Annotated in this window: 20 protein-coding genes; 11 read left to right on the top strand and 9 right to left on the bottom strand. The window is 71.3% G+C overall.

Features of this window, described 5'->3' with window-relative positions; all coding sequences use genetic code 11:
* The first annotated feature begins 67 nt into the window (after nt 1-67).
* The 3 genes from A4R43_RS14220 to A4R43_RS14210 are packed head-to-tail and all read left to right on the top strand — an operon-like array spanning nt 68 to nt 2,475.
* Nucleotides 68-1,684, top strand: a complete 1,617-nt coding sequence (locus tag A4R43_RS14220; protein WP_113692771.1) for an ABC-F family ATP-binding cassette domain-containing protein — start codon at nt 68-70, stop codon at nt 1,682-1,684.
* A gap of 53 nt (nt 1,685-1,737) precedes the next feature.
* The gene (locus tag A4R43_RS14215) at nt 1,738-2,094 is read left to right on the top strand and encodes a winged helix-turn-helix transcriptional regulator (RefSeq protein ID WP_205215478.1); all 357 of its coding nucleotides are present in this window, start codon (nt 1,738-1,740) and stop codon (nt 2,092-2,094) included.
* A gap of 3 nt (nt 2,095-2,097) precedes the next feature.
* On the top strand, nt 2,098-2,475 hold the full coding sequence (locus A4R43_RS14210) for a hypothetical protein (protein ID WP_113692770.1): 378 nt from the start codon (nt 2,098-2,100) through the stop codon (nt 2,473-2,475).
* A 64-nt stretch (nt 2,476-2,539) separates the two neighbouring features.
* Here the strand turns inward: A4R43_RS14210 and A4R43_RS14205 are convergent, their stop codons facing one another.
* Together A4R43_RS14205 and ppgK are read right to left on the bottom strand one after the other, a co-directional pair.
* Nucleotides 2,540-3,991, bottom strand: coding sequence for an RNA polymerase sigma factor (locus A4R43_RS14205; protein WP_205215477.1), 1,452 nt, complete (start codon nt 3,989-3,991; stop codon nt 2,540-2,542).
* A gap of 171 nt (nt 3,992-4,162) precedes the next feature.
* Entirely contained in the window at nt 4,163-4,924 is a 762-nt protein-coding gene (gene ppgK, locus A4R43_RS14200; RefSeq protein ID WP_113692769.1) for a polyphosphate--glucose phosphotransferase, read from the bottom strand.
* A gap of 81 nt (nt 4,925-5,005) precedes the next feature.
* On the opposite strand from ppgK, the gene A4R43_RS14195 reads away from it, so the two are divergent.
* The gene (locus tag A4R43_RS14195) at nt 5,006-5,830 is read left to right on the top strand and encodes an inositol monophosphatase family protein (RefSeq protein WP_113692768.1); all 825 of its coding nucleotides are present in this window, start codon (nt 5,006-5,008) and stop codon (nt 5,828-5,830) included.
* Between the two features lie 17 nt (nt 5,831-5,847).
* On the opposite strand, the gene cei is transcribed toward A4R43_RS14195, so the two are convergent.
* Nucleotides 5,848-6,525 (bottom strand): envelope integrity protein Cei, encoded by a 678-nt coding sequence (gene cei, locus A4R43_RS14190; protein ID WP_113692767.1) that lies wholly within the window; start codon nt 6,523-6,525, stop codon nt 5,848-5,850.
* 457 nt (nt 6,526-6,982) lie between these two features.
* Between cei and A4R43_RS14185 the strand changes: the two genes are divergently transcribed.
* Nucleotides 6,983-7,291, top strand: coding sequence for a DUF4193 domain-containing protein (locus A4R43_RS14185; protein ID WP_113692766.1), 309 nt, complete (start codon nt 6,983-6,985; stop codon nt 7,289-7,291).
* Nucleotides 7,292-7,376: 85 nt separating this feature from the next.
* Here the strand turns inward: A4R43_RS14185 and A4R43_RS14180 are convergent, their stop codons facing one another.
* Nucleotides 7,377-7,889: a DUF3093 domain-containing protein gene (locus A4R43_RS14180; protein ID WP_236808990.1), complete on the bottom strand. Its 513-nt coding sequence runs from the start codon at nt 7,887-7,889 to the stop codon at nt 7,377-7,379.
* Between the two features lie 24 nt (nt 7,890-7,913).
* Here A4R43_RS14180 and dut point away from each other — a divergent pair, with 24 nt between their 5' ends.
* Both dut and A4R43_RS14170 read left to right on the top strand, forming a co-directional pair.
* Nucleotides 7,914-8,402: a dUTP diphosphatase gene (dut, locus tag A4R43_RS14175; RefSeq protein ID WP_113692765.1), complete on the top strand. Its 489-nt coding sequence runs from the start codon at nt 7,914-7,916 to the stop codon at nt 8,400-8,402.
* Nucleotides 8,402-9,079 carry a DUF3710 domain-containing protein gene (locus A4R43_RS14170; RefSeq protein WP_113692764.1) on the top strand — a complete coding sequence of 226 codons (678 nt, stop codon included), beginning with the start codon at nt 8,402-8,404 and terminating at the stop codon, nt 9,077-9,079. The genes dut and A4R43_RS14170 overlap by 1 nt, the downstream gene beginning before the upstream one ends.
* A 71-nt stretch (nt 9,080-9,150) precedes the next feature.
* Here A4R43_RS14170 and A4R43_RS14165 read toward each other — a convergent pair whose 3' ends face one another.
* Together A4R43_RS14165 and A4R43_RS14160 are read right to left on the bottom strand one after the other, a co-directional pair.
* Nucleotides 9,151-10,905, bottom strand: a complete 1,755-nt coding sequence (locus tag A4R43_RS14165) for a hypothetical protein (protein ID WP_162788465.1) — start codon at nt 10,903-10,905, stop codon at nt 9,151-9,153.
* A gap of 10 nt (nt 10,906-10,915) precedes the next feature.
* Nucleotides 10,916-11,623, bottom strand: a complete 708-nt coding sequence (locus A4R43_RS14160) for an alpha/beta fold hydrolase (RefSeq protein ID WP_113692762.1) — start codon at nt 11,621-11,623, stop codon at nt 10,916-10,918.
* A gap of 103 nt (nt 11,624-11,726) precedes the next feature.
* Between A4R43_RS14160 and A4R43_RS14155 the strand changes: the two genes are divergently transcribed.
* Together A4R43_RS14155 and A4R43_RS14150 are read left to right on the top strand one after the other, a co-directional pair.
* On the top strand, nt 11,727-12,104 hold the full coding sequence (locus tag A4R43_RS14155) for an OB-fold nucleic acid binding domain-containing protein (protein WP_113692761.1): 378 nt from the start codon (nt 11,727-11,729) through the stop codon (nt 12,102-12,104).
* Nucleotides 12,105-12,213: 109 nt separating this feature from the next.
* Nucleotides 12,214-12,903: a DUF3159 domain-containing protein gene (locus A4R43_RS14150; protein WP_113697586.1), complete on the top strand. Its 690-nt coding sequence runs from the start codon at nt 12,214-12,216 to the stop codon at nt 12,901-12,903.
* Between the two features lie 228 nt (nt 12,904-13,131).
* Here A4R43_RS14150 and A4R43_RS14145 read toward each other — a convergent pair whose 3' ends face one another.
* From A4R43_RS14145 to A4R43_RS14135, 3 genes are read right to left on the bottom strand one after another with little or no spacing between them, the layout of a single operon-like run.
* Nucleotides 13,132-14,367, bottom strand: a complete 1,236-nt coding sequence (locus A4R43_RS14145; RefSeq protein WP_113692760.1) for a tetratricopeptide repeat protein — start codon at nt 14,365-14,367, stop codon at nt 13,132-13,134.
* A gap of 9 nt (nt 14,368-14,376) precedes the next feature.
* On the bottom strand, nt 14,377-15,033 hold the full coding sequence (locus A4R43_RS14140) for a potassium channel family protein (RefSeq protein WP_113692759.1): 657 nt from the start codon (nt 15,031-15,033) through the stop codon (nt 14,377-14,379).
* On the bottom strand, nt 15,033-15,698 hold the full coding sequence (locus A4R43_RS14135) for a potassium channel family protein (protein ID WP_113692758.1): 666 nt from the start codon (nt 15,696-15,698) through the stop codon (nt 15,033-15,035). The genes A4R43_RS14140 and A4R43_RS14135 overlap by 1 nt, the downstream gene beginning before the upstream one ends.
* A 121-nt stretch (nt 15,699-15,819) precedes the next feature.
* Here A4R43_RS14135 and A4R43_RS14130 point away from each other — a divergent pair, with 121 nt between their 5' ends.
* Both A4R43_RS14130 and A4R43_RS14125 read left to right on the top strand, forming a co-directional pair.
* The gene (locus A4R43_RS14130; protein ID WP_113697585.1) at nt 15,820-17,847 is read left to right on the top strand and encodes an APC family permease; all 2,028 of its coding nucleotides are present in this window, start codon (nt 15,820-15,822) and stop codon (nt 17,845-17,847) included.
* Nucleotides 17,844-19,007 carry a class I SAM-dependent RNA methyltransferase gene (locus A4R43_RS14125; protein WP_113692757.1) on the top strand — a complete coding sequence of 388 codons (1,164 nt, stop codon included), beginning with the start codon at nt 17,844-17,846 and terminating at the stop codon, nt 19,005-19,007. Before A4R43_RS14130 ends, A4R43_RS14125 begins: the two co-directional genes overlap by 4 nt.
* Nucleotides 19,008-19,201: the final 194 nt, after the last annotated feature.

The raw sequence follows: 19,201 nt of genomic DNA, 5'->3' as shown, positions 1-19,201 counted from the left end.
TCGACCGGAACTTTCCCGGTGGCTTCCGCGCGTCCGCGTGCCCCGGGCCCGAAATCGGAGTGGAACTTTGTCACGCACCCGAAAATCCGCCCACCTCCAAGCTGAGCGACTGGGCAAGTCCTTCGGCGCGCAGCCCGTGCTCGAAGAGGTCTCGCTGGTGGTCAGCGCCGGGCAGTGCCTCGGCGTGGTCGGCGAGAACGGCAGCGGGAAGACCACGCTGCTGCACATCCTGGCCGGCGAGCTGCCACCGGACACCGGCACGGTGTCGCGGCACGGCTCGATCGCGCTGGCCGGTCAGGAACTGCCGTACGCCGAGGACGACACCGTCGCCTCGCTGCTCGACATCGCGCTGGCCGGTGCGCGTGCCGCACTGGCCGAGCTGGATGCCGCGTCGGCCGCACTGGCCGAGCAGGAACCCGGCGCGGACGACCGGTTCGCCACGGCGCTCGCCCGTGCCGAGGAACTGAAGGCGTGGGACGCCGAACGGCGCGCCGACCTGGCGCTCGCCGGACTCGGCGCCACCGCCGACCGGGAACGCAGGCTCGCCGAGCTTTCGGTGGGGCAGCGCTACCGCGTCCGGCTCGCCTGCCTGCTCGCCGAGGGCGTCGACATCCTGCTGCTCGACGAGCCGACCAACCACCTCGACGCCGCCGCGCTCGGTTACCTGACCGGCCGGATCCGCGAGTACCCCGGTGCCGTGATCCTGGTCAGCCACGACCGGATGCTGCTCGACGAGGTGTGCGGCTCGCTGCTCGATCTGGACCCGACCGCGGACGGTGGGCCGAAGGTCTACGGCGGCGGGTACACCGAGTACAAGCGGGAGAAGGCAGCCGAGCGCGTGCGCTGGGAACAGCGGTACGCGCTCGAATCCGGCGAAGCCGAGCGGCTCGAGCACGACGCGAAGGCGGCGGCGAACCGGCTGATCTCGTCGTGGCGCCCGGACAAGGGCACGAACAAGCACCAGCGGGCCACCCGGGCGCCCGGCCAGCTGCACAACGTCCAGCGCCGGATCGAGGCACTGGCCGAGCGCCGGGTGCCGCCGCCACCGGAACGGCTGAGCTTCGCCTGCCCGGATCTGGCCGGCACCGGCCAGGGCGTGGTGCTCACCGCGTCCGGCGTGGCGGTGCCCGGCAGGCTGGCGCTGCGCGAGGCCATCGCACTGTCCACAGGGGACAGACTGCTGGTCTCGGGCGCGAACGGCGCCGGGAAGTCGACCCTGCTCAACGTGCTGGCCGGACGGCTGGAACCGGCGGCCGGCGCGGTGTGGCGGGCCGGATCGGCACGGATCGGCCTGCTGGCACAGGAATCCGACTTCCCCGACACCGGGATCGGGGCGGCCACGCTGTACGAGCGGCGGGCCGCGGAACTGGTGTCGCGCGGTCAGCTCCCGGCCGGTTCGGTGGTGCCGCTGCGGCGGCTCGGCCTGTTCTCCGCCGCGGACGCCGACCGCCCGGTGAACCGGTTGTCCACCGGGCAGCGGCGCCGGCTCGCGCTGGCGTTGCTGCTGCTGCGCGCGCCCCACGTGCTGCTGCTGGACGAGCCGACGAACCACCTGTCGGTGACACTGGTCGACGAGCTGACCGAGGCCATCCAGCAGACGCCGGTGGCGGTGGTGGTGGCCAGCCACGACCGGCAGCTGCGCGCGGACCTGGCGGACTGGCCGTCGCTGGAACTGGCCGCCTGAGCACGGGCGGGCCGGGTATGTTCGATCGGGTGAGGCCACCGCTTGATCCCGACATGTTCGACCCGGCCTGCCCGAGCAGCGTCACCCCGATCCGGATCGGGGACAAGTGGGCGGGCATGGTGCTGATCTGCCTGGAGCACGGGCCGCGCCGGTTCTCCGAACTGCGCGTGCCGCTGCGCGGGGTCACGCCGAAGGTGCTCACCGAAACCCTGCGCGGGCTGGAGCGCGACGGCATGGTGGTGCGCACGGTCTATCCGGAGGTGCCGCCGCGGGTCGAATACGAGCTGACCCCGTTGGGGCGCACGCTGTTCGGCCCGATCGCGGCCTGCCGGGAATGGGCGGCGAAGCACCTGCCCGAGATGCTGGCCGCGCGTGATGCCTATGAACGGCGCGAGGCCGTCGTAGACTGAGGCATGGGAGTCCTGCTGCTGTACGGGCTCGTGGCCATCGCGCCGACGCTGCTCTGCTGGCTGCTGCTGCGCCTGCCGCGGCTGATTCGCCTTGTGCGCCAACGCTTTTTCCCGCCGCCCCCGGTTCCGGCGCATCCGCCGGTGCAGGTGCTCGCGGCCGATCTGCGACGGGTGCACCGGCTGCTGGCGGCCTACGGTCCGGGCACCCCGGCCGCCCGCCGCACCGGCACCCGGCAGGCCTACGACGCCCTGCTCGCCGAAGCGTGCGCGGTGCTCGAAGTGCCGCACCGCCTGGACGCGCTGCCCGAGGGCATGGACCGGGAAATCGAACGGCTGCGCGTGGAAGACGCCCTGCGCGAAGCCGGGCTGACCATTCCGTGAGCCGAACGCGGAAGGTGGCCCCACCACACGGGCGGGGCCACCTTCGGCAACGCTCTGCCGGACCTCAGTCCAGGTAGTCGCGCAGGACCTGCGAACGCGACGGGTGCCGCAGCTTCGACATGGTCTTCGACTCGATCTGCCGGATGCGCTCACGGGTGACGCCGTACACCTGCCCGATCTCGTCTAAAGTCCGCGGCTGGCCGTCGGTCAGGCCGAAGCGCAGCCGGACCACGCCCGCCTCGCGCTCGGACAGCGTCTGCAGCACCGACTGGAGCTGGTCCTGCAGCAGCGTGAACGACACCGCGTCCACCGCGACCACGGCCTCGCTGTCCTCGATGAAGTCACCGAGCTGCGAATCGCCCTCGTCGCCGATGGTCTGGTCGAGCGAGATCGGCTCCCGCGCGTACTGCTGGATCTCCAGCACCTTCTCCGGGGAGATGTCCATCTCCTTGGCCAGCTCTTCCGGAGTCGGCTCGCGGCCGAGGTCCTGCAGCAGCTCGCGCTGGATGCGGCCGAGCTTGTTGATCACCTCGACCATGTGCACCGGGATGCGGATGGTGCGGGCCTGGTCGGCCATCGCGCGGGTGATCGCCTGCCGGATCCACCAGGTGGCGTAGGTGGAGAACTTGAAGCCCTTGGTGTAGTCGAACTTCTCCACCGCGCGGATCAGGCCGAGGTTGCCCTCCTGGATCAGGTCCAGGAACGCCATGCCGCGGCCGGTGTAGCGCTTGGCCAGCGAGACCACCAGGCGGAGGTTCGCCTCGAGCAGGTGGTACTTCGCCCGCTCGCCGTCACGCACGATCCACTTCAGGTCGCGCCGCATCTGGGTGGTGAGCTTCTCGCCCTCCTCCTCGGCGGTGCGCACGCGCTCGGCGGCGTAGAGCCCGGCCTCGATCCGCTTGGCCAGCTCCACCTCCTCCTCGGCGTTGAGCAGCGCGACCTTGCCGATCTGCTTGAGGTAGGCGCGGACGGAGTCGGCCGACGCGGTGAGCTCGGCGTCCTTGCGGGCCTGCCGCAGGACCTCGGACTCCTCCTCGTCCCAGACGAAGTCGGGGTCGTTGGCGTTCTTGCCGCCCTTGGCCGCCGTGCGCTCGCCGCGCGAGCCGGCGGCCGGGGCCTCGGCTTCGTCCGCGTCGGGCTCGTCCTCGTCGGACTCCTCGCTCACCGTGGCGTCGACGACGTCGATCTCGACGCTCTCGAGATCGGCGAGGTCGGCATCCAGCGCGGCTTCGTCGATCTCCTCGCCGACGCCCTCACCATCGGCGCCCTTGGCCTCGTCGGCCTTGCCGGCGGCCTTCTTGGTGCGGCCGCCCTTCGCGGGGGCCTTCTTGGCGCCGGTCTTGGCACCGGTCTTGCGGGCGGCAGGCTTCGCGCCCCCCGAGGTGCCTTCGGGCTGAGTCTCGGGATCCACGTCCTTGCCTTCCGGCGAGGTCTTGGCGGCGCTCGTTGTCTTCGTCCCGCCTCGGGTTGCGGTTCTTGCGGCTGCCACGTACGCCCTTTCGCAGCGGTCGATCATGGCGAGCCGAGACACTCCGGCCTCAGCTGCCTCAGATTCGGGGAACACCCCTCGGCCTGCGGTTTTGCCCGCCGTGGCCGTGGGCCGTGTTCCATTGTAACGACGTTGCCCTCGAGCGTCGCGAAGCGATCATCCCCGGGCATGGCGAGGGGGGTGCTCCAGCGGCCCCGATCAGTGCTCGATACCCTCCACGGCCGCCGCGGCCGCGCCGACGATCCCGGCGTTGTTCTGGAGCGAGGCGACCACGATCGGCGTGCGGATCTCGAGCAGCGGGACCCACTTCTCCGCCTTCTTGCTGACCCCGCCGCCGACGATGAACAGATCCGGCCAGATCAGGTTCTCCAGCACGGAGAGGTACCGGTCGACCCGCTTCGACCACTCCGGGTAGGACAGGCCCTCGTTGTCCTTGACCGACGCGGCCGCCTTCTTCTCCGCGTCGTGCCCGTCGACCTCGAGGTGGCCCAGTTCGGTGTTGGGCACCAGCCTGCCGTCGAGGAACACCGCGCTGCCGATGCCGGTGCCGAAGGTGAGCAGCGCGGTCACGCCCTTGCGCGCGGCCGGGTCACCGAAGCGGATCTCGGCCATGCCCGCCGCGTCCGCGTCGTTGAGCATGGCGATCTCGTCCACACCGCGGCCGAGCCGCTTGGCGAACAACGCGTCGGCGTCGGTGCCGATCCAGCTCGGGTCGATGTTCGCCGCGGTCATCGCGACGCCCTTCTTGATCACCGCGGGCAGCGTGACGCCGACCGGGCCCGCCCAGCCGAAGTGCCCGACGATCTCGGCGACCACGTCCGCCACGGCGTCCGGGGTGGCCGGGCGCGGGGTGTCGATGCGGAGACGGTCGCCGATGAGCTTGCCGTTCTCCAGGTCGACCAGGGCACCCTTGATCCCGCTGCCGCCGATGTCGATGCCGAACCCTCGGGTCGCCGTCATGGGCGTGGTCCCTTCCTTCTCGATTCAGAAAACCGCTCGGGTGACTGTAACGGCACCGGTTCGCATGATGTGGTGGGAGCTATGGAGTCGATATCAACGCGGGCGCTGGCGGAACTGACGGGGATCGCGGAGCAGGTGGCCGCCGAGGCCGCCGAACTGGTGCGGACGGCGCGGGAGAAGGTGCTCGCCGGTGGGTCTGTGCTGGTGGACACGAAGTCCAGTGAAACCGATGTGGTGACCGCGGTCGACCGCGAGTCGGAGCGTTTTGTCCGCGCCAGGCTGGCCGAGCTACGGCCGGGCGAGCCGGTGCTGGGCGAGGAGGACGGCGGTGAGCTGGCGCCGGGCACGGTCAACTGGGTGGTGGACCCGATCGACGGCACGGTGAACTTCCTCTACGGCTTCCCCTGGTTCGCCGTCTCGCTGGCCGCGCAGGTGGACGGGGTGTCGGTGGCCGGTGCGGTGGTCGAACCGGTCAGCGGGCGCCGCTGGACGGCCACCAGGGGCGGTGGCGCGTACCTGGACGGGCGGCCGCTGCGCGTGGGTGCCCCGGAGCGGCTGGAGCTGGCGCTGGTGGGCACCGGGTTCAACTACGACCGGGACCGCCGGAAGCGGCAGGCCGAGCTGGTGGCGACGCTGCTGGGGCGCGTGCGGGACGTCCGGCGCGCGGGTGCGGCGTCGCTGGACCTGTGCGCGGTGGCGGCGGGCTGGATCGACGCCTACTTCGAGCACGGGCTGAACCGCTGGGACTGGGCCGCGGGCGCGCTGGTGGCCGCCGAAGCGGGCGCGGTGGTCGGCCTGCCGGGGGAGGAGCCGCGACTGGGCGGCGACTTCACCTTCGCCGCGGCACCGCCGATCGCGGACGCGCTGCGCGAGGCGCTGGCCGAGGCGGGCAGCGCCGGGATCTGAGCGGTCGGCAGCAGCGGTCAGCAGTAGCCGGTGCGGGCCGCGGCCAGCCGTTCCTTCTCGATGGTCGGCGCGGTCTGCCCGGTGGACTGCTCGTTGCCGCCGGAGTCCGACTCCTGGTTCTGGCTGGACCAGGTGCTCAGCTCCTTGAGGATGTCCAGCCCGGCCTGGTTCGGCCGCGGGTCGGTGAACTTGGTGCCGATGCTCAGGTCGACGCTGGCGTCCTCGCGGTTGTCCTGGACCAGCTCCACGCACGGGTCGACCAGGCTCAGCGTGCGCGCGGCGGCCCGGCCGTTCTCGCCGTAGCGGATCTGGCCGCGGCAGACCGCTTCGGTGCCCTCGTAGGCCGGGTCGTTCTCCGGGTCCGCGGCCTCGGTGAAGCCGAGTTCACGCAGGGTGGCCGTGGTGATCGCGCCCTGGCCGCGGGTACCGCCCGCGTTGAGCACCTTGAGCGAGATCTTGTCCGGCGGGATGGGCGCGGTGTCGTCGAGCGCGTCGTGCGCGACCGGGGTGTAGGTCACGCCCTCCGGCGCCACCGGGGCGGGCTCGCACCGGATCGCGTCGTTGATGTCGTCCTTGGTGAGCAGGGCGTTGATCCACACGCCCATCGCGATCGCCCCGAGCACGCCGATGACGATCAGCGCGGGCCACGGCCGCCGCTTGCGATACAGCCGTGACTTCCCGTTCCCCGACGCCACTGACCTGCCCCTTCCCAGAGCGCAGAAACTCGCGCGATGCGCCACCCACCGTTGTGCCGTTCAGACTAGGCGTTACGTCCTCCAGACGCCGGAAGCGCCACCGGGGTTGCCCGCACCAGCCCGGAAAAGAATCGCACCACGACGGCCCACAGCCGGGCAAGGAGGCAACACGCCGGGTGACCGGCCGCCACCGGTGCAGCCTAGTCAAGGCCACCCCGGGCTCCTCCTGACGGGTGACTTCGGAACGGACAAGGGTGACGGGTTTCGGTGCGGGGTATGCCGTGAGCTACCCTCTGCGGGCTCCGGCCACCCAGCGTGCGCGAGAAAGAGATCTGGCTCACGGGATTCGCCGGGCACAAACAGGGGCGCTGGAACGTTAACCAGCGGCACGGAGGACCACGGGCGAGCCCGGGGTCCGGCCACTGACATTCGAAGCTGATCGCAGGGGTGAGGGACAATGGCGACCGACTACGACGCTCCGCGCCGCAGCGAAGCCGACGAGCTGGCCGAAGACTCGTTGGAGGAGCTGAAGGCGCGCCGGAACGAGAACCAGTCCGGTGTCGTCGACGTGGACGAGGACGCGACGGCCGAGAACTTCGAACTGCCCGGGGCTGACCTCTCCGGGCTTTCGGGGGAGGACCTGACCGTCAAGGTGGTGCCGAAGCAGGCCGACGAGTTCACCTGCTCGGTCTGCTTCCTGGTGCACCACCGCAGCAGGCTCGCGGAGGAGAGCGGCGGGCGGATGATCTGCCGCGACTGCGCGTGAGGCGGCACCACCAGGGGATTCTCGGGGCGTTTCGGTGAACGGGGCGTTATCGGCTTGGGATGCCGGTAACGCCCCGTTCCGCACCTCAGGCGGACCGGGGCTCGCTCAGCAGCTTCGCCAGCGCCTCCGGCTTGCGCGTGCTGAACAGCCAGTACGGCGTGGGGTCGGCGGGGTCGTCCAGCCGGACCCGCAGCGCCGGGCCCACCCAGCCGCGGTGCACCACGAACGCGGCGGGATCGGCGTCCCGGCCCAGCGCGCGGCGCTTGTCGTTCTTGGCGATGACCTCGACCTCACCGGCGAAGCGGACGGGGAGATGCGCGTCACCCACCCACAGCTCGGTTTCGCCGTCGCGCCGCAGCACGCGGACCTTCGTCCGGCCCATGCTGAGCAGGATCGCCACCACCAGCGGCAGCACGATCAGGTAGGGCAGCCAGGCACGCACGCCCGGATAGCCCATGTGGATCTCGGCGGCGAGCAGGCCGCCACCCAGCAGCGGGAGCGGCCACAGCCACCACGGGACGTAGAGGCGTTCGGAGTGCAGCACCTCGCCGGTGATCTTGCTCGCCCGTTCTTCGGCCACGTTCGCGCTCTCGGTCACGGGTTCAGGGTAGTCTCGCGGCCCGTGTCCAGCGTGCAGGTACTCCTCTCCCGGGTAGATCCCGGCGTCCCGCTGCCCGGCTACGCCCGGCCGGGTGACGCCGGTGCCGATCTCGTCACCACCTCCGACGTGGTGCTCGACCCCGGGGAACGGGTGGTGGTCGGAACGGGGATCGCGATCGCGCTCCCCGAGGGGTATGCCGGGTTCGTGCACCCGCGGTCGGGGCTGGCCGCGCGGGCCGGGCTGTCGGTGGTGAACACGCCGGGCACGATCGACTCCGGGTATCGCGGGGAGATCAGGGTGTGCCTGATCAACCACGACCCCAGGGAGCCGCTGAAGCTGGCGCGTGGCGACCGGATCGCGCAGCTGGTGGTGCAGCGCGTCGAACACGCGCGGTTCGTCGAGGTGGCGGAGCTGCCGGAGACCGAGCGGGGTGGTGGCGGTTACGGGTCGACCGGTGGCCACGCGGTGTTGAGCTCCGGCGTACCCGCCGGTGAGGGAACGGAGAAGTAGTGGGGATTTTCGGACGCAAGCGGCGCGCGTCGGCGGCGGACGAGCGGCCGAGGGGCAGGCACGCGGCGCCGGACAGTGACGACACTGACGCTGACGACGACTACGACGACGAGTCGTACCTCGAGCCGGAAGCGACGACCGGGCCCTACGACGTCGCCGACGCGCCGGAGGACGACGGGATCCCGCGCATCGACCTCGGTTCGGTCCGGGTGCCGGTGCCCGAAGGCGCGCAGGTGCAGGTCGAGATGGACCAGGCCACCGGCGGGGTGCGCGCGGTGCACGTGGTGACGCCGGTGGGGCAGGTCACGGTCAGCGGGTACGCGGCGCCGAAGTCCGGCGGGCTGTGGACCGAGGTGTGCAAGGAGCTGACCGACCAGCTGCGCGCGGACGGCGCGAGGGTGCAGCCGGGCCGCGGTGAGTGGGGCATGGAGCTGTCGGCCATCGTCGGTGAGGTGGCGCTGCGGTTCATCGGGGTGGACGGGCCGCGCTGGATGCTGCGCGGGGTGATCGCCGGCCCGCAGTCGCAGGCGGCCGCGGCGCCGGACGTGCTGCGCGAGATCGTGCGGCACACCATCGTGGTGCGCGGCGACGCGCCGATGCCGGTGCGCACGCCCCTGACGATCGAGCTGCCGGAGGCCGTGCAGCAGCACATCGCCGCCCAGCAACAGGGCGGCTGAGCGAACACGAATGTGGCTTTCGGGGCGGAAACGCCCCGAAAGCCACATTCGTGTCCGGGCCGTGGCGCCGGCTAGCGGATGTCCGAAGTGCGCAGCAGCCGGTATTCGCGCCGCTTGACGTCCCACACCTCGACCGAATCCCCGTGGGGTTCGGGAGCCACGGCCAAGATCACCTCGCCGCCGTACTCGAGTTCGATCGGTGCGCCGGCGAGGAAGGGGCCGAGACGGTCCTCGGGCAGGCGTAGAGCGCGTGCCAACGCGTCGAAGTCGGGTTCCGGACCCACCGCGGGCACCTCGAGCAGCCGCCCGGCCAGCTCGGCCGGGTCCTCTCGCGCGGGTTCCGCGTACGGCGCGGGGCCGGGCTCGGTGAGCTTCCCGGCGGCGGCGAGCAGGCCGGGCGCGTTCGTGCGCAGGATGGTGCCTTCGGCCGCCTCCACCACGGCCCTGCCCAGCTCGGTGAGCGTCCCAGCGCGGGTCAACCCGAGCAACTCGGCGTCCGCGAGCGCCTGCCGGATCTGGTCCTCGACCACGTCGGCGACCACGAGCGGGGTCAGCCAGGAAACGCGTGCCGTCAACGCGGCTGCGTCCGCCTGACCGCGGCCAGGGCCGAACGAGCCGAGCAACGGCAGCAACCGGCTGCGGATGCGGGCGCCGGCGATCTCGTGCTGGGCGCTCTCGGGGTCATCGGGGTGGTCGGCGGCTTCCCACCAGATCGACAGGAGCGCGACCAGGGTCGTGCCGTCCGGTTCGGCCTGGAGCCGGATCGCTTCGCCGGAGGGGACGAGGGTGCCTTCCGGCGTGGCCTCGAGCAGCCCGGCCTTGAGCGCCAGCGCCAGCACCAGTTCGATCTCGGCCCGGGTCCCGCCGGTCTGCTTGGTGAGGCGGTTGACCATCCGCGCACCCACCTGCCCGGTCTTGCGCAGGGCGAGCGGCTCGGCGGCCGCGCTGTCGATGGTCGCGCGGTACCGGGCCAGCAGGCGGAGCGTTGCTTCGGCCGCTTCCGGCTCGATCCGCGCCTGGTCCACGGCGACGGTGGTGACCTCGGGCGGCTCGGGATCGAACGGCAGGTGGTAGCCGGGCCCGCGCACCGCCAGCGCCACCTCGAGCGGCATGTGCACCTCGGTGAAGAAGGTGGCGAACAGCAGTGCGCGCTCGACCGCCCAGCCCGCCGGGAAGTCCTCCGCGCGCGCGTTCTCCGGGTCCATCGGCAGCACGTCCGCGCGCTCTGGACCGTGCCAGGCGAGGTCGTGCAGCAGCGCCCGCGTGTCGGCGGGGGCTTCGGCGATCAGCGCCCGCATCCGCTCGCCGTCGCGGAAAAGAGCGAGCAGCTCCTTGCGGCCGGGAACGCCGTGCTGGGCGCAGAGGGTGCGGAGCCCTCGCGCGTCCAGGCCGTCCAGGAGTTCGGCCATCGGCATGCCGAGGCCGTGCACGCCGTAGGCGTACGGGTCGAACGCCACGCAGACGCCGAGCGCGCCCGAAGGCAACGGCCAGGCCAGCGCCCGTTCTTCCAGCGTGGCCACCAGTGGTTCGACCACCGAGGCGGTGGTGCCGAGGAGTTCCGCCACCGCGGGGATCGTCACCTCCCGCCCGAGCGCACGGCAGAGCTGCGCGGCTCGCAGGAACTGCACCCCCGGTGCGGTCAGGTCCGCGATCGCCTCGATCATCGACGCCTCGTCGTGCAGGCGCACGGCGATGTCCGCGAGCCGCCGGGGCCGCGGTGCTTCGGTGACGAGCGGCCGCCGGGCGAGCACGGCGGCGAGCGCGGTCTTGTCCAGGGCGCTCAGCCAGGTGAGCAATCCGTCGTCGTGGTGTTCATCCGGTCGCACCGGCCCGACGTTAGAGGGTGCCCGCTTGCCGCCATGCGGCGACCGCCGCTTGGCCGAGGGATTCGCGGTCCTCGCCGAGTGCCGCGAGGGTGGTTTCGCACACCCGCGCCCGCGGCAGCGCGGCCGCCCATGCGCGGGCGACGGCCGCCGGGTGCACCGGATCGTCCGTGCAGGCCGCTATCCCGGCCGGAACCCGCAACCGCGCCAAGGCATCCAGGGTCGGCGCCGGGTGGCCGCCCGCCGCCCGCAGACCGGCCGCCAGCGCGTCGCCGTGCCGGGGCCAGGCACGCCGGAGTTCGGCCGCCAGCCAGGGCGCCACGCCGTCGGTGGCGGTGCGCAGGGCGTTCGCGAGGCCGTCGCGCTCCACCATTTCCGCCGAGATCCGCGCGGCGACCGAGGCGGGCGCTCCGTCCGGCACGCCGTTCCACGCGGGCAGGGCGAGCACCAGCCCAGAACACCGTTCAGGATTTCGCAACGCCCACTCCGCCGCCAGGTGCGCGCCCAGTGACACGCCTCCCACCAGCAGTTTTCCGCCGGATTCCGCCGCGGCGGAGGTGAAGGCGGCCAGATAACCCTCGATCAGCGCCGTGCCGTCGGGCGGTGGCGCGGGCGCGACCAGCTCGATCCCGGCGGCACACAGCGGCCCCGCGAAGGCCGAGCGGACAAAAATCTCGTCGGATCCGGTGCCGGGCAACAGAACGGCGGTCGTGCAGGTCACGTTGCGATCCTGGGTGGAAATCGGTTTTCCTGGCCCGGAAAAGCTACGCTGGTTAGGCACGGGCCGTTCAAGTCGGGGGCCCCGGAGCACAGGAGCACCGCATATGCCCGCCAAAGACGGCGGCTACTTCAGCCGGTTGGTTCGCAAGCTGACCACCGACGTCGAGGAGCTCGACGCCGACGATCTTTCCGAAGAGTCCGAAAAGTCCGGAGCGCGCCGCGCCTGCGACTGCCGGTCGGGTGAGGAAGTGACCGTGCTCGGGCGGCTCAGAAGCGTCGAGCTGTGCCCGTCCGCCGACGTGGCCACGCTGGAGGCCGAACTGTTCGACGGGACCGACGGGGTGACCCTGGTCTGGCTCGGCCGGCGCCGCATCCCGGGCATCGAGCCTGGGCGGACGGTGAAGGCACGTGGCAGGATGGCGGACCGCGACGGCCGCAAGGTGCTCTACAACCCGTACTACGAGTTGCAGACCACTTCCTGACGCCGTGCTTGTCCGTGCACCCCGAGCAGAGTGGTAACACACCGTGAGCGAAAACCCGCGAACCGATCGCCAGGACGCCGACGGCGAGAACCAGCAGCAGGAACGCAAGATGCCCACGGTCTGGGAGGACATGGGCGGCGCGATGGGGCTGTTCTACTCGTCCTTCCCGGTGATGGTGTTCGTGCTGGTGAACTCGTTCGCCGGGCTGATGCCGGGGATCTGGAGCGCGGTCGGCGTCGGCGTGTTCTTCGTGATCTTCCGCGCGGTCCGCAAGGAGCCGATCAAGCCGGCCGTGTCCGGTTTCATCGGCATCGCGATCTCGTCGTTCATCGCCTACCGCACGGGTTCGGCGAAGGGCTTCTTCCTGGTCGGGATCTGGTTCAGCCTGGCCTGCTTCGCGATCGTGGCGCTCACCATCGTGTTCCGGTACCCGCTGGTCGGGGTGCTGTGGAGCGTGATGAACCGCGTGCCGATGAAGTGGAAGAAGGACAAGTCCTCGGTCTACGGCTACGACCTGGCCACCGCGGCGCTGGCGGCGGTGTTCGGGGCGCGGTTCATCGTGCAGCGGTGGCTGTACGAGGAGGATTACACCGGCTGGCTGGCCTTCGCGAAGATCGCCATGGGCTATCCGCTGTGGGGTTTGGCGCTGATCGTGGTGGTGTGGGCGATCCGGCGCGCGGACAAGCGGATCAAGCAGCGTGAGGCCGAAGAGGGCCCGGAACCGGCCGAGGAGACCGACGAGCAGGTCGAGGCCAGGCTGCGGGAGAAGTACGCGCAGACGCCGGACCAGAGCACGTAACGCGCGGGCTTGGACACGAATGTGGCTTTCGGGGCGAAATCCGCCCCGAAAGCCACATTCGTGTCCGGGCAGCGCGGCCATCGGCGACCGCGACGCAGCGCCCAGCGAGCCTGCCCGCCGGGTGGCTCGGATGTCACGAATGTGGCTTTCGAGACGCCAGACGTCTCGAAAGCCACATTCGTGACACCTCGGCTTCCCCCGGGCGCCACTGCGCTCACCAGTGCGGCCTCACACCAGGGGCTCGTGCCGCAGGCCCCGGAGCACGCTGAGCAGTTCGGTGCGCCGCTGGTGCGACAGCGGCCGGTACGCGCGGGCGGCGATCCGGTCGGTCAGCGCGTCGATCCGGACGCGTTCCGGTGAGCCCGCCGCCAGCCGCCGGACCGAGCGCACGGTGTGCCCTTCGGCCTGCCACGCCGCCGCGTGGCCGTCGGCTCGGTGGTGACGCAGCGCATTCAGCCGGTGGAACAGATCACCCGCCACACCGGGGTCCGGATTGTGTTCGGCGAGCCTTGCCACGGCGTCGAACACCGGGCCGCCGGAGGTCCCGACCGCGCCCGAGACGACCTCGTCGGCTAGTGACTTCCCTAGAACTGGTTCGCCCCAAAGGGTGCGGGCCGTCTGCGCCTGCGCGACCGCCAGCTGGCGCAACAACGCCCGCCCCCGCGAGCTGACCACGACCGTTTTGGCCGTTTTGAGCAGCCAGCCCGCTGCCACGAGCGCGTCGAGCCGCGCCTCCAGACCTGTGACGTACCGGTGCAGCCCGCGCACCACCTCCAGCGGCACCGGCTTCGACACCCCGAGCAGGCCGAGTTCGACCAGCGTGCCCGCGTGCGGTGGCAGCCCGTGCCGGTCGAAGATGGCCGGCGCCAGCCGGGTCGCGGTGAGCTTGTGCACGGCGGGCACCAGCCGGTCCAGCTCCGCGCCCACCGCGGCCGCGGTGACGGCCGCGTCGGCGGCGTCCAGCGCCATCCTGGTGGCCTCGATCAGCTCCTCGTCACCGCCGTAGAGCCGCAGGCGCATCGCGGTGGCGAACCGCTCCCTGGCCAGCACCCAGTCCCCGGCGTCGTAGGCGCACTTCCCGGCGTGCTGGTAGACCACGTGCACCTGATCTCCGGCCAGGTGCGCGTCGCGGAGGCAGTGCCGGAACTCCGATTCGGCCAGCGTGAACCGGCCCTGCCACTGGTGCACGTGAGCCAGCCGGACCCGCGCCAGCACCGCGTCACGCGGCTTGGTGGCCAGCTCGACCGCGCGGCCCAGCTGGACCTCGGCCTCGTCGAGCCGCTCCAGCATGCGGGCCGCCACACCGATGGCGGTGCGGTGCGCGCGCTCGTCGTCGGGATCCGACGGCGGGGTCCGCGCCAGCGCCGCGTCGAGCCACAGGGTCAGTTCCGCGGGGTTCTCGATCGTCTCGCGCAGGCTTTCCGGATCGATGCGGTAGCGCGCAGGCCAGACAGGTTGGGCCATGTCAGACGATCAGTACCCCAGCGCCGCGCGGATCTCCGGTTCCACATCGGACTGCGAGACGAACAGCAGCTCGTCCCCGGCCTCGAGCGGGTCGTCCGGCTGGGGCACGATCACCCGCTCCCCGCGCAGGATCGTCACCAGCGCCGCGTCCCGCGGCAGGGCCAGATCCGCCACCGGGCGCCCGGCCAGCGGGGTCTCCTCCGGCAGCGTGATCTCCACCAGGTTCGCCTGGCTCTGCCGGAAGGTCATCAGCCGCACCAGGTCGCCGACGCTGACCGCCTCCTCCACCATCGCCGCCAGCATGCGCGGGGTGGACACCGCCACGTCCACCCCCCACGCGTCGTTGAACAGCCACTCGTTGGCCGGGTTGTTCACCCTGGCCACCACCCGGCGCACCGCGAACTCGGTCTTCGCCAGCAGCGACACCACCAGGTTCACCTTGTCGTCACCGGTGGCCGCGATCACCACGTCGCACAGCTCGATGTCCGACTCCTCCAGAGTGGACACCTCGCAGGCGTCGCCGAGCACCCAGTCGGCCTGCTCCACGGTTTCCGGCATGAACTGGTCGGACTGGCGCTCGATGAGCATCACCTGGTGCCCGGCGTCCACCAGTTCTGCGGCGATCGACCGGCCGACCGCGCCGGCTCCGGCAATGGCGACCCGCATCAGTTCTCCTCCTCGGGGGCGCGCGCGGCCACGCTCGTCACGTCGCTCACCGTGCCCGAGTGCGCGGCCACGTAGACCACGTCACCGGACTGCAGCACGGCCTTCGAATCGGGCAGCACCCCGGTGCCGAACCGCATGATGAACGCCACCCGCGCGCCGGTTTCGGCCTGGAGCTGGGCCACGCTGCGGCCGATCCAGTCCTCGTGCAGCGGCAGCTGGAGCAGCGCGACCGTGCCGGAGGGATCCCGCCACGCCGAGGCCACGCCGTCGGGCAGCAGGGTCCGCAGGAACCGGTCGGTGGTCCACGGCACGGTGGCCACCGTCGGGATGCCGAGGCGCTCGTAGACCGCGGCGCGCTTGTGGTCGTAGATCCGCGCCACCACGTGCTCGACGCCGAAGGTCTCCCTGGCCACCCTGGCCGAGATGATGTTCGAGTTGTCACCGCTGGACACCGCCGCGAAGGCGCCGGCGCGCTCGATGCCTGCCTCGGTCAGCACCCGCCGGTCGAAGCCGACCCCGACCACCTGCTGGCCGTGGAAGTCGCTGCCCAGCCTGCGGAACGACTGCTGGTCGCGGTCGATCACGGCGACCTCGTGCCCGAGCCGTTCGAGTGCGGCGGCCAGCGATGCGCCCACCCGGCCGCACCCCATGATCACCACGTGCACCGTTGCGCCTCCCTAATCTCACACACCAGCGGAGAACCTACCGCCAGCACCCCGGAGAGGGGAGGGCGCCTTACCGCGCGGCGCCCGGCGGGGTGTGCGCGGGCTCCATTACCCTTCGGCCGTGTCCAAGTTCGCCACCGCGGTCAAACGGCTGGTACTGGGTCGGCCGTTCCGCAGCGACCGGCTGGCCCACACCCTGCTGCCCAAGCGGATCGCACTCCCCGTCTTCGCCTCCGACGCGCTGTCCAGTGTCGCGTACGCGCCGGAAGAGATCTTCCTGACGCTCAGCGTCGCCGGGCTGGCCTCGTTCACCATGTCGCCGTGGATCGGGCTGGTCGTGGTGGTGGTCATGCTGGCCGTGGTCGCCAGCTACCGGCAGAACGTGCACGCCTATCCCAGCGGCGGTGGCGACTACGAGGTGGCCACGGTCAACATCGGCCCGAAGGCGGGGCTGACCGTGGCCAGCGCGCTGCTGGTCGACTACGTGCTGACGGTGGCGGTGTCGATTTCCGCGGCCGCGGCGAACATCGGCGCGCTGGTGCCGTTCGTGGCCGAGCACAAGGTGATGTTCTGCATCGGCGGCATCCTGCTGCTCTCGGCGATGAACCTGCGTGGCATCCGCGAGTCCGGCAGCACCTTCGCGGTGCCCACCTACGCGTTCATGCTCGGCATCTTCGTGATGATCACCTACGGGCTCTACCGCACGCTGGTGGCCGGTGAGGAGCTCAAGGCCGACAGCGCCGGGCTGCAGCTGGCGCAGGACAACGAGCACCTGACCGGGCTGGCGATGGTCTTCCTGGTGCTGCGCGCGTTCACCCAGGGCTGCGCCGCGCTGACCGGGGTCGAGGCGATCAGCAACGGCGTGCCCGCCTTCCGCAAGCCCAAGTCCCGCAACGCGGCCACCACGCTGCTGATGCTCGGCACCATCGCGGTGACCATGTTCATGGGCATCATCGTGCTGGCCCGCGAGACCGGCGTGGTGCTCGCCGAGAACCCGGCGGAGCAGCTGCTCAACGCGCCGCCCGGCTACACCCAGGACACGCTGGTGGTGCAGCTGGCCGAGACGGTGTTCTCCGGCTTCGCGCCCGGGTTCTTCTTCGTGACCGTGGTCACCGCGCTGATCCTGGTGCTGGCCGCGAACACCGCGTTCAACGGCTTCCCCGTGCTCGGCTCGATCCTGGCGCAGGACCGGTTCCTGCCGCGCCAGCTGCACACCCGCGGCGACCGGCTGGCCTTCTCCAACGGCATCCTGTTCCTGGCCGGGTTCGCCATCGTGCTGGTGGTCGCCTTCGACGCCGAGGTGACCCGGCTGATCCCGCTGTACACCGTGGGCGTGTTCGTCTCGTTCACGCTGAGCCAGATCGGCATGCTGCGGCACTGGAACCGGCTGCTGGGCAACACCGAGAAGCCGCCGGCGCCCGCCGAGCGGCGCCGGATGCGGCAGTCGCAGAGCATCAACGCCTTCGGCCTGGTGATGACCGGCTCGGTGCTGGTCATCGTGCTGATCACCAAGTTCCTCGCCGGCGCATGGATCGCGATCGTCGCGATGGTGGCCATCTTCGGTGTGATGAGCGCGATCCGGAAGCACTACGACCGGGTGGCCGAGGAACTGCGCAAGGACGACGAGATGCCGGTCGTGCTGCCCTCGCGCAACCACGCGGTGGTGCTGGTTTCCCAGCTGCACCGCCCGACGCTGCGGGCGCTGGCCTACGCGAAGGCGACCCGGCCGGACGTGCTGGAGGCGGTCACCGTCAACGTGGACGACGCCGACACCCGCAAGCTGGTTTCGGAATGGGGCAAGAAGGGGTTCAAGGTGCCGCTGAAGGTGGTCGAGTCGCCGTACCGCGAGATCACCAAGCCGGTGCTGGACTACGTCAAGCGCATCCGGGGCGACAACCCGCGTCACGTGGTCACCGTGTTCATCCCGGAGTACGTGGTCGGGCACTGGTGGGAGCAGGTGCTGCACAACCAGAGCGCGCTGCGGCTCAAGGGCAGGCTGCTGTTCCAGCCGGGGGTGATGGTGACCAGCGTGCCGTGGCAGCTGAAGTCCTCGGAGAAGGCCTACGACCGGGCGGGCCGGGAGCGCCCGGCCGCCGGTGACGTGCGGCGCGGCCTGATGGGTTCGTCCACTTCGGAGCGCGGCCAGTGAGCGAGAGCTGGCGTGGCAGGCGGATCGAGCTGGAGATCGGCGCGGTCGCGCACGGCGGGCACTGCGTGGCGCGGGCCGAGGGCCGGGTGGTTTTTGTGCGCCACGGCCTGCCGGGGGAGCGGGTGATCGCCGAGGTCACCGAGGACAAGGGCGGTTCGTTCTGCCGGGCGGACGCCGTCGAGGTGCTCACCGCCGCGCCGGAGCGCGTGACGCCGCCGTGCCCGCTGTCCGGTCCCGGGCTCTGTGGCGGCTGCGACTGGCAGCACGCTTCGCCTGCGGCACAACGGGAAATGAAGGCCGCGGTGATCACCGAGCAGCTGCGGCGGCTGGCCGGACTGGAGCGCGAGGTCGAGGTCGAGGAGCTACCCGGCGGGCCGCTCGGCTGGCGGACGCGGGTGCGGCTGGTGGCCGGTCGCGACGGGCGCGCCGGGTTGCGCGCGCACCGCAGCCACCGGGTGATCCCGCTGGCGGGCAACGGCTGCCCGATCACCGTGCCCGGCGCGCTGGACGGGGTGCTGGCGCGGAAGTGGCGTCCCGGCAGCGAAATCGAGGTGGCGGTGGACGGCGACGGACAGGTGCATGTGGACAGTGCCGGGGTCGCCGTCCAGCACGCCGCCGGCCGGGACTGGCGCCTGGACGCGCACGGTTTCTGGCAGGTGCACCCGGCCGCCGCGGACACTTTCGCCGGCGTGGTCGGGGAATGGGCGCGGGCGCCGCGGACCGGGCGCGTGTGGGACCTGTACGCGGGCGTGGGGTTGTTCGCGTCGGTGCTGGCCGAGCAGGTCGGCGAGCGGGGCAACGTGCTGGCGGTGGAATCCGGCCGGCGCGCGGTGGTCGACGGCACGGCAAACCTGGTGGACCTGCCGCAGGTGCACTGGCGGTCCGGGCTGGTGGAGGACGTGCTGGACGCGCTGGACCCGGAGGACGAGCGGCCGGACGTGGTGGTGCTGGACCCGCCGCGGAAGGGCGCGGGCAAGGCGGTCGTCGACGCGATTGCCGAAGGATCGCCGGAGCGGGTGGTGTACGTGGCCTGTGACCCGGCGGCGCTGGCGCGGGATGTGGCCACGTTCGGGGAGCACGGGTACGAACTGGCGGAGTTGCGGGCTTTTGACGCGTTCCCGATGACGCATCATGTGGAGTGCATCGCGTTGTTGCGGTAGGGGGCCACCCCACCCCGGTATTTCATTGTGACGACGGCGAAGAACCCCTTGTCAAGGCGGGAAAGAGTACCTTGACAAGGGGTTCTTCGCCGTGTTTTTGGCTGCGGACCGGGGTGGGGAAGGGGGGCTCTGGGCGGTCCTTCGGTTTGCGCTCCCGGCTCACCTTGTGTCTGTTTGCTCCCGGCTCGCCTTTG

The sequence above is a fragment of the Amycolatopsis albispora genome (genome assembly GCF_003312875.1).
GTDB lineage: Bacteria > Actinomycetota > Actinomycetes > Mycobacteriales > Pseudonocardiaceae > Amycolatopsis > Amycolatopsis albispora.
Note: the sequence above shows the minus strand (reverse complement) of the source record. Positions and strands in the feature narration are given on the sequence as shown.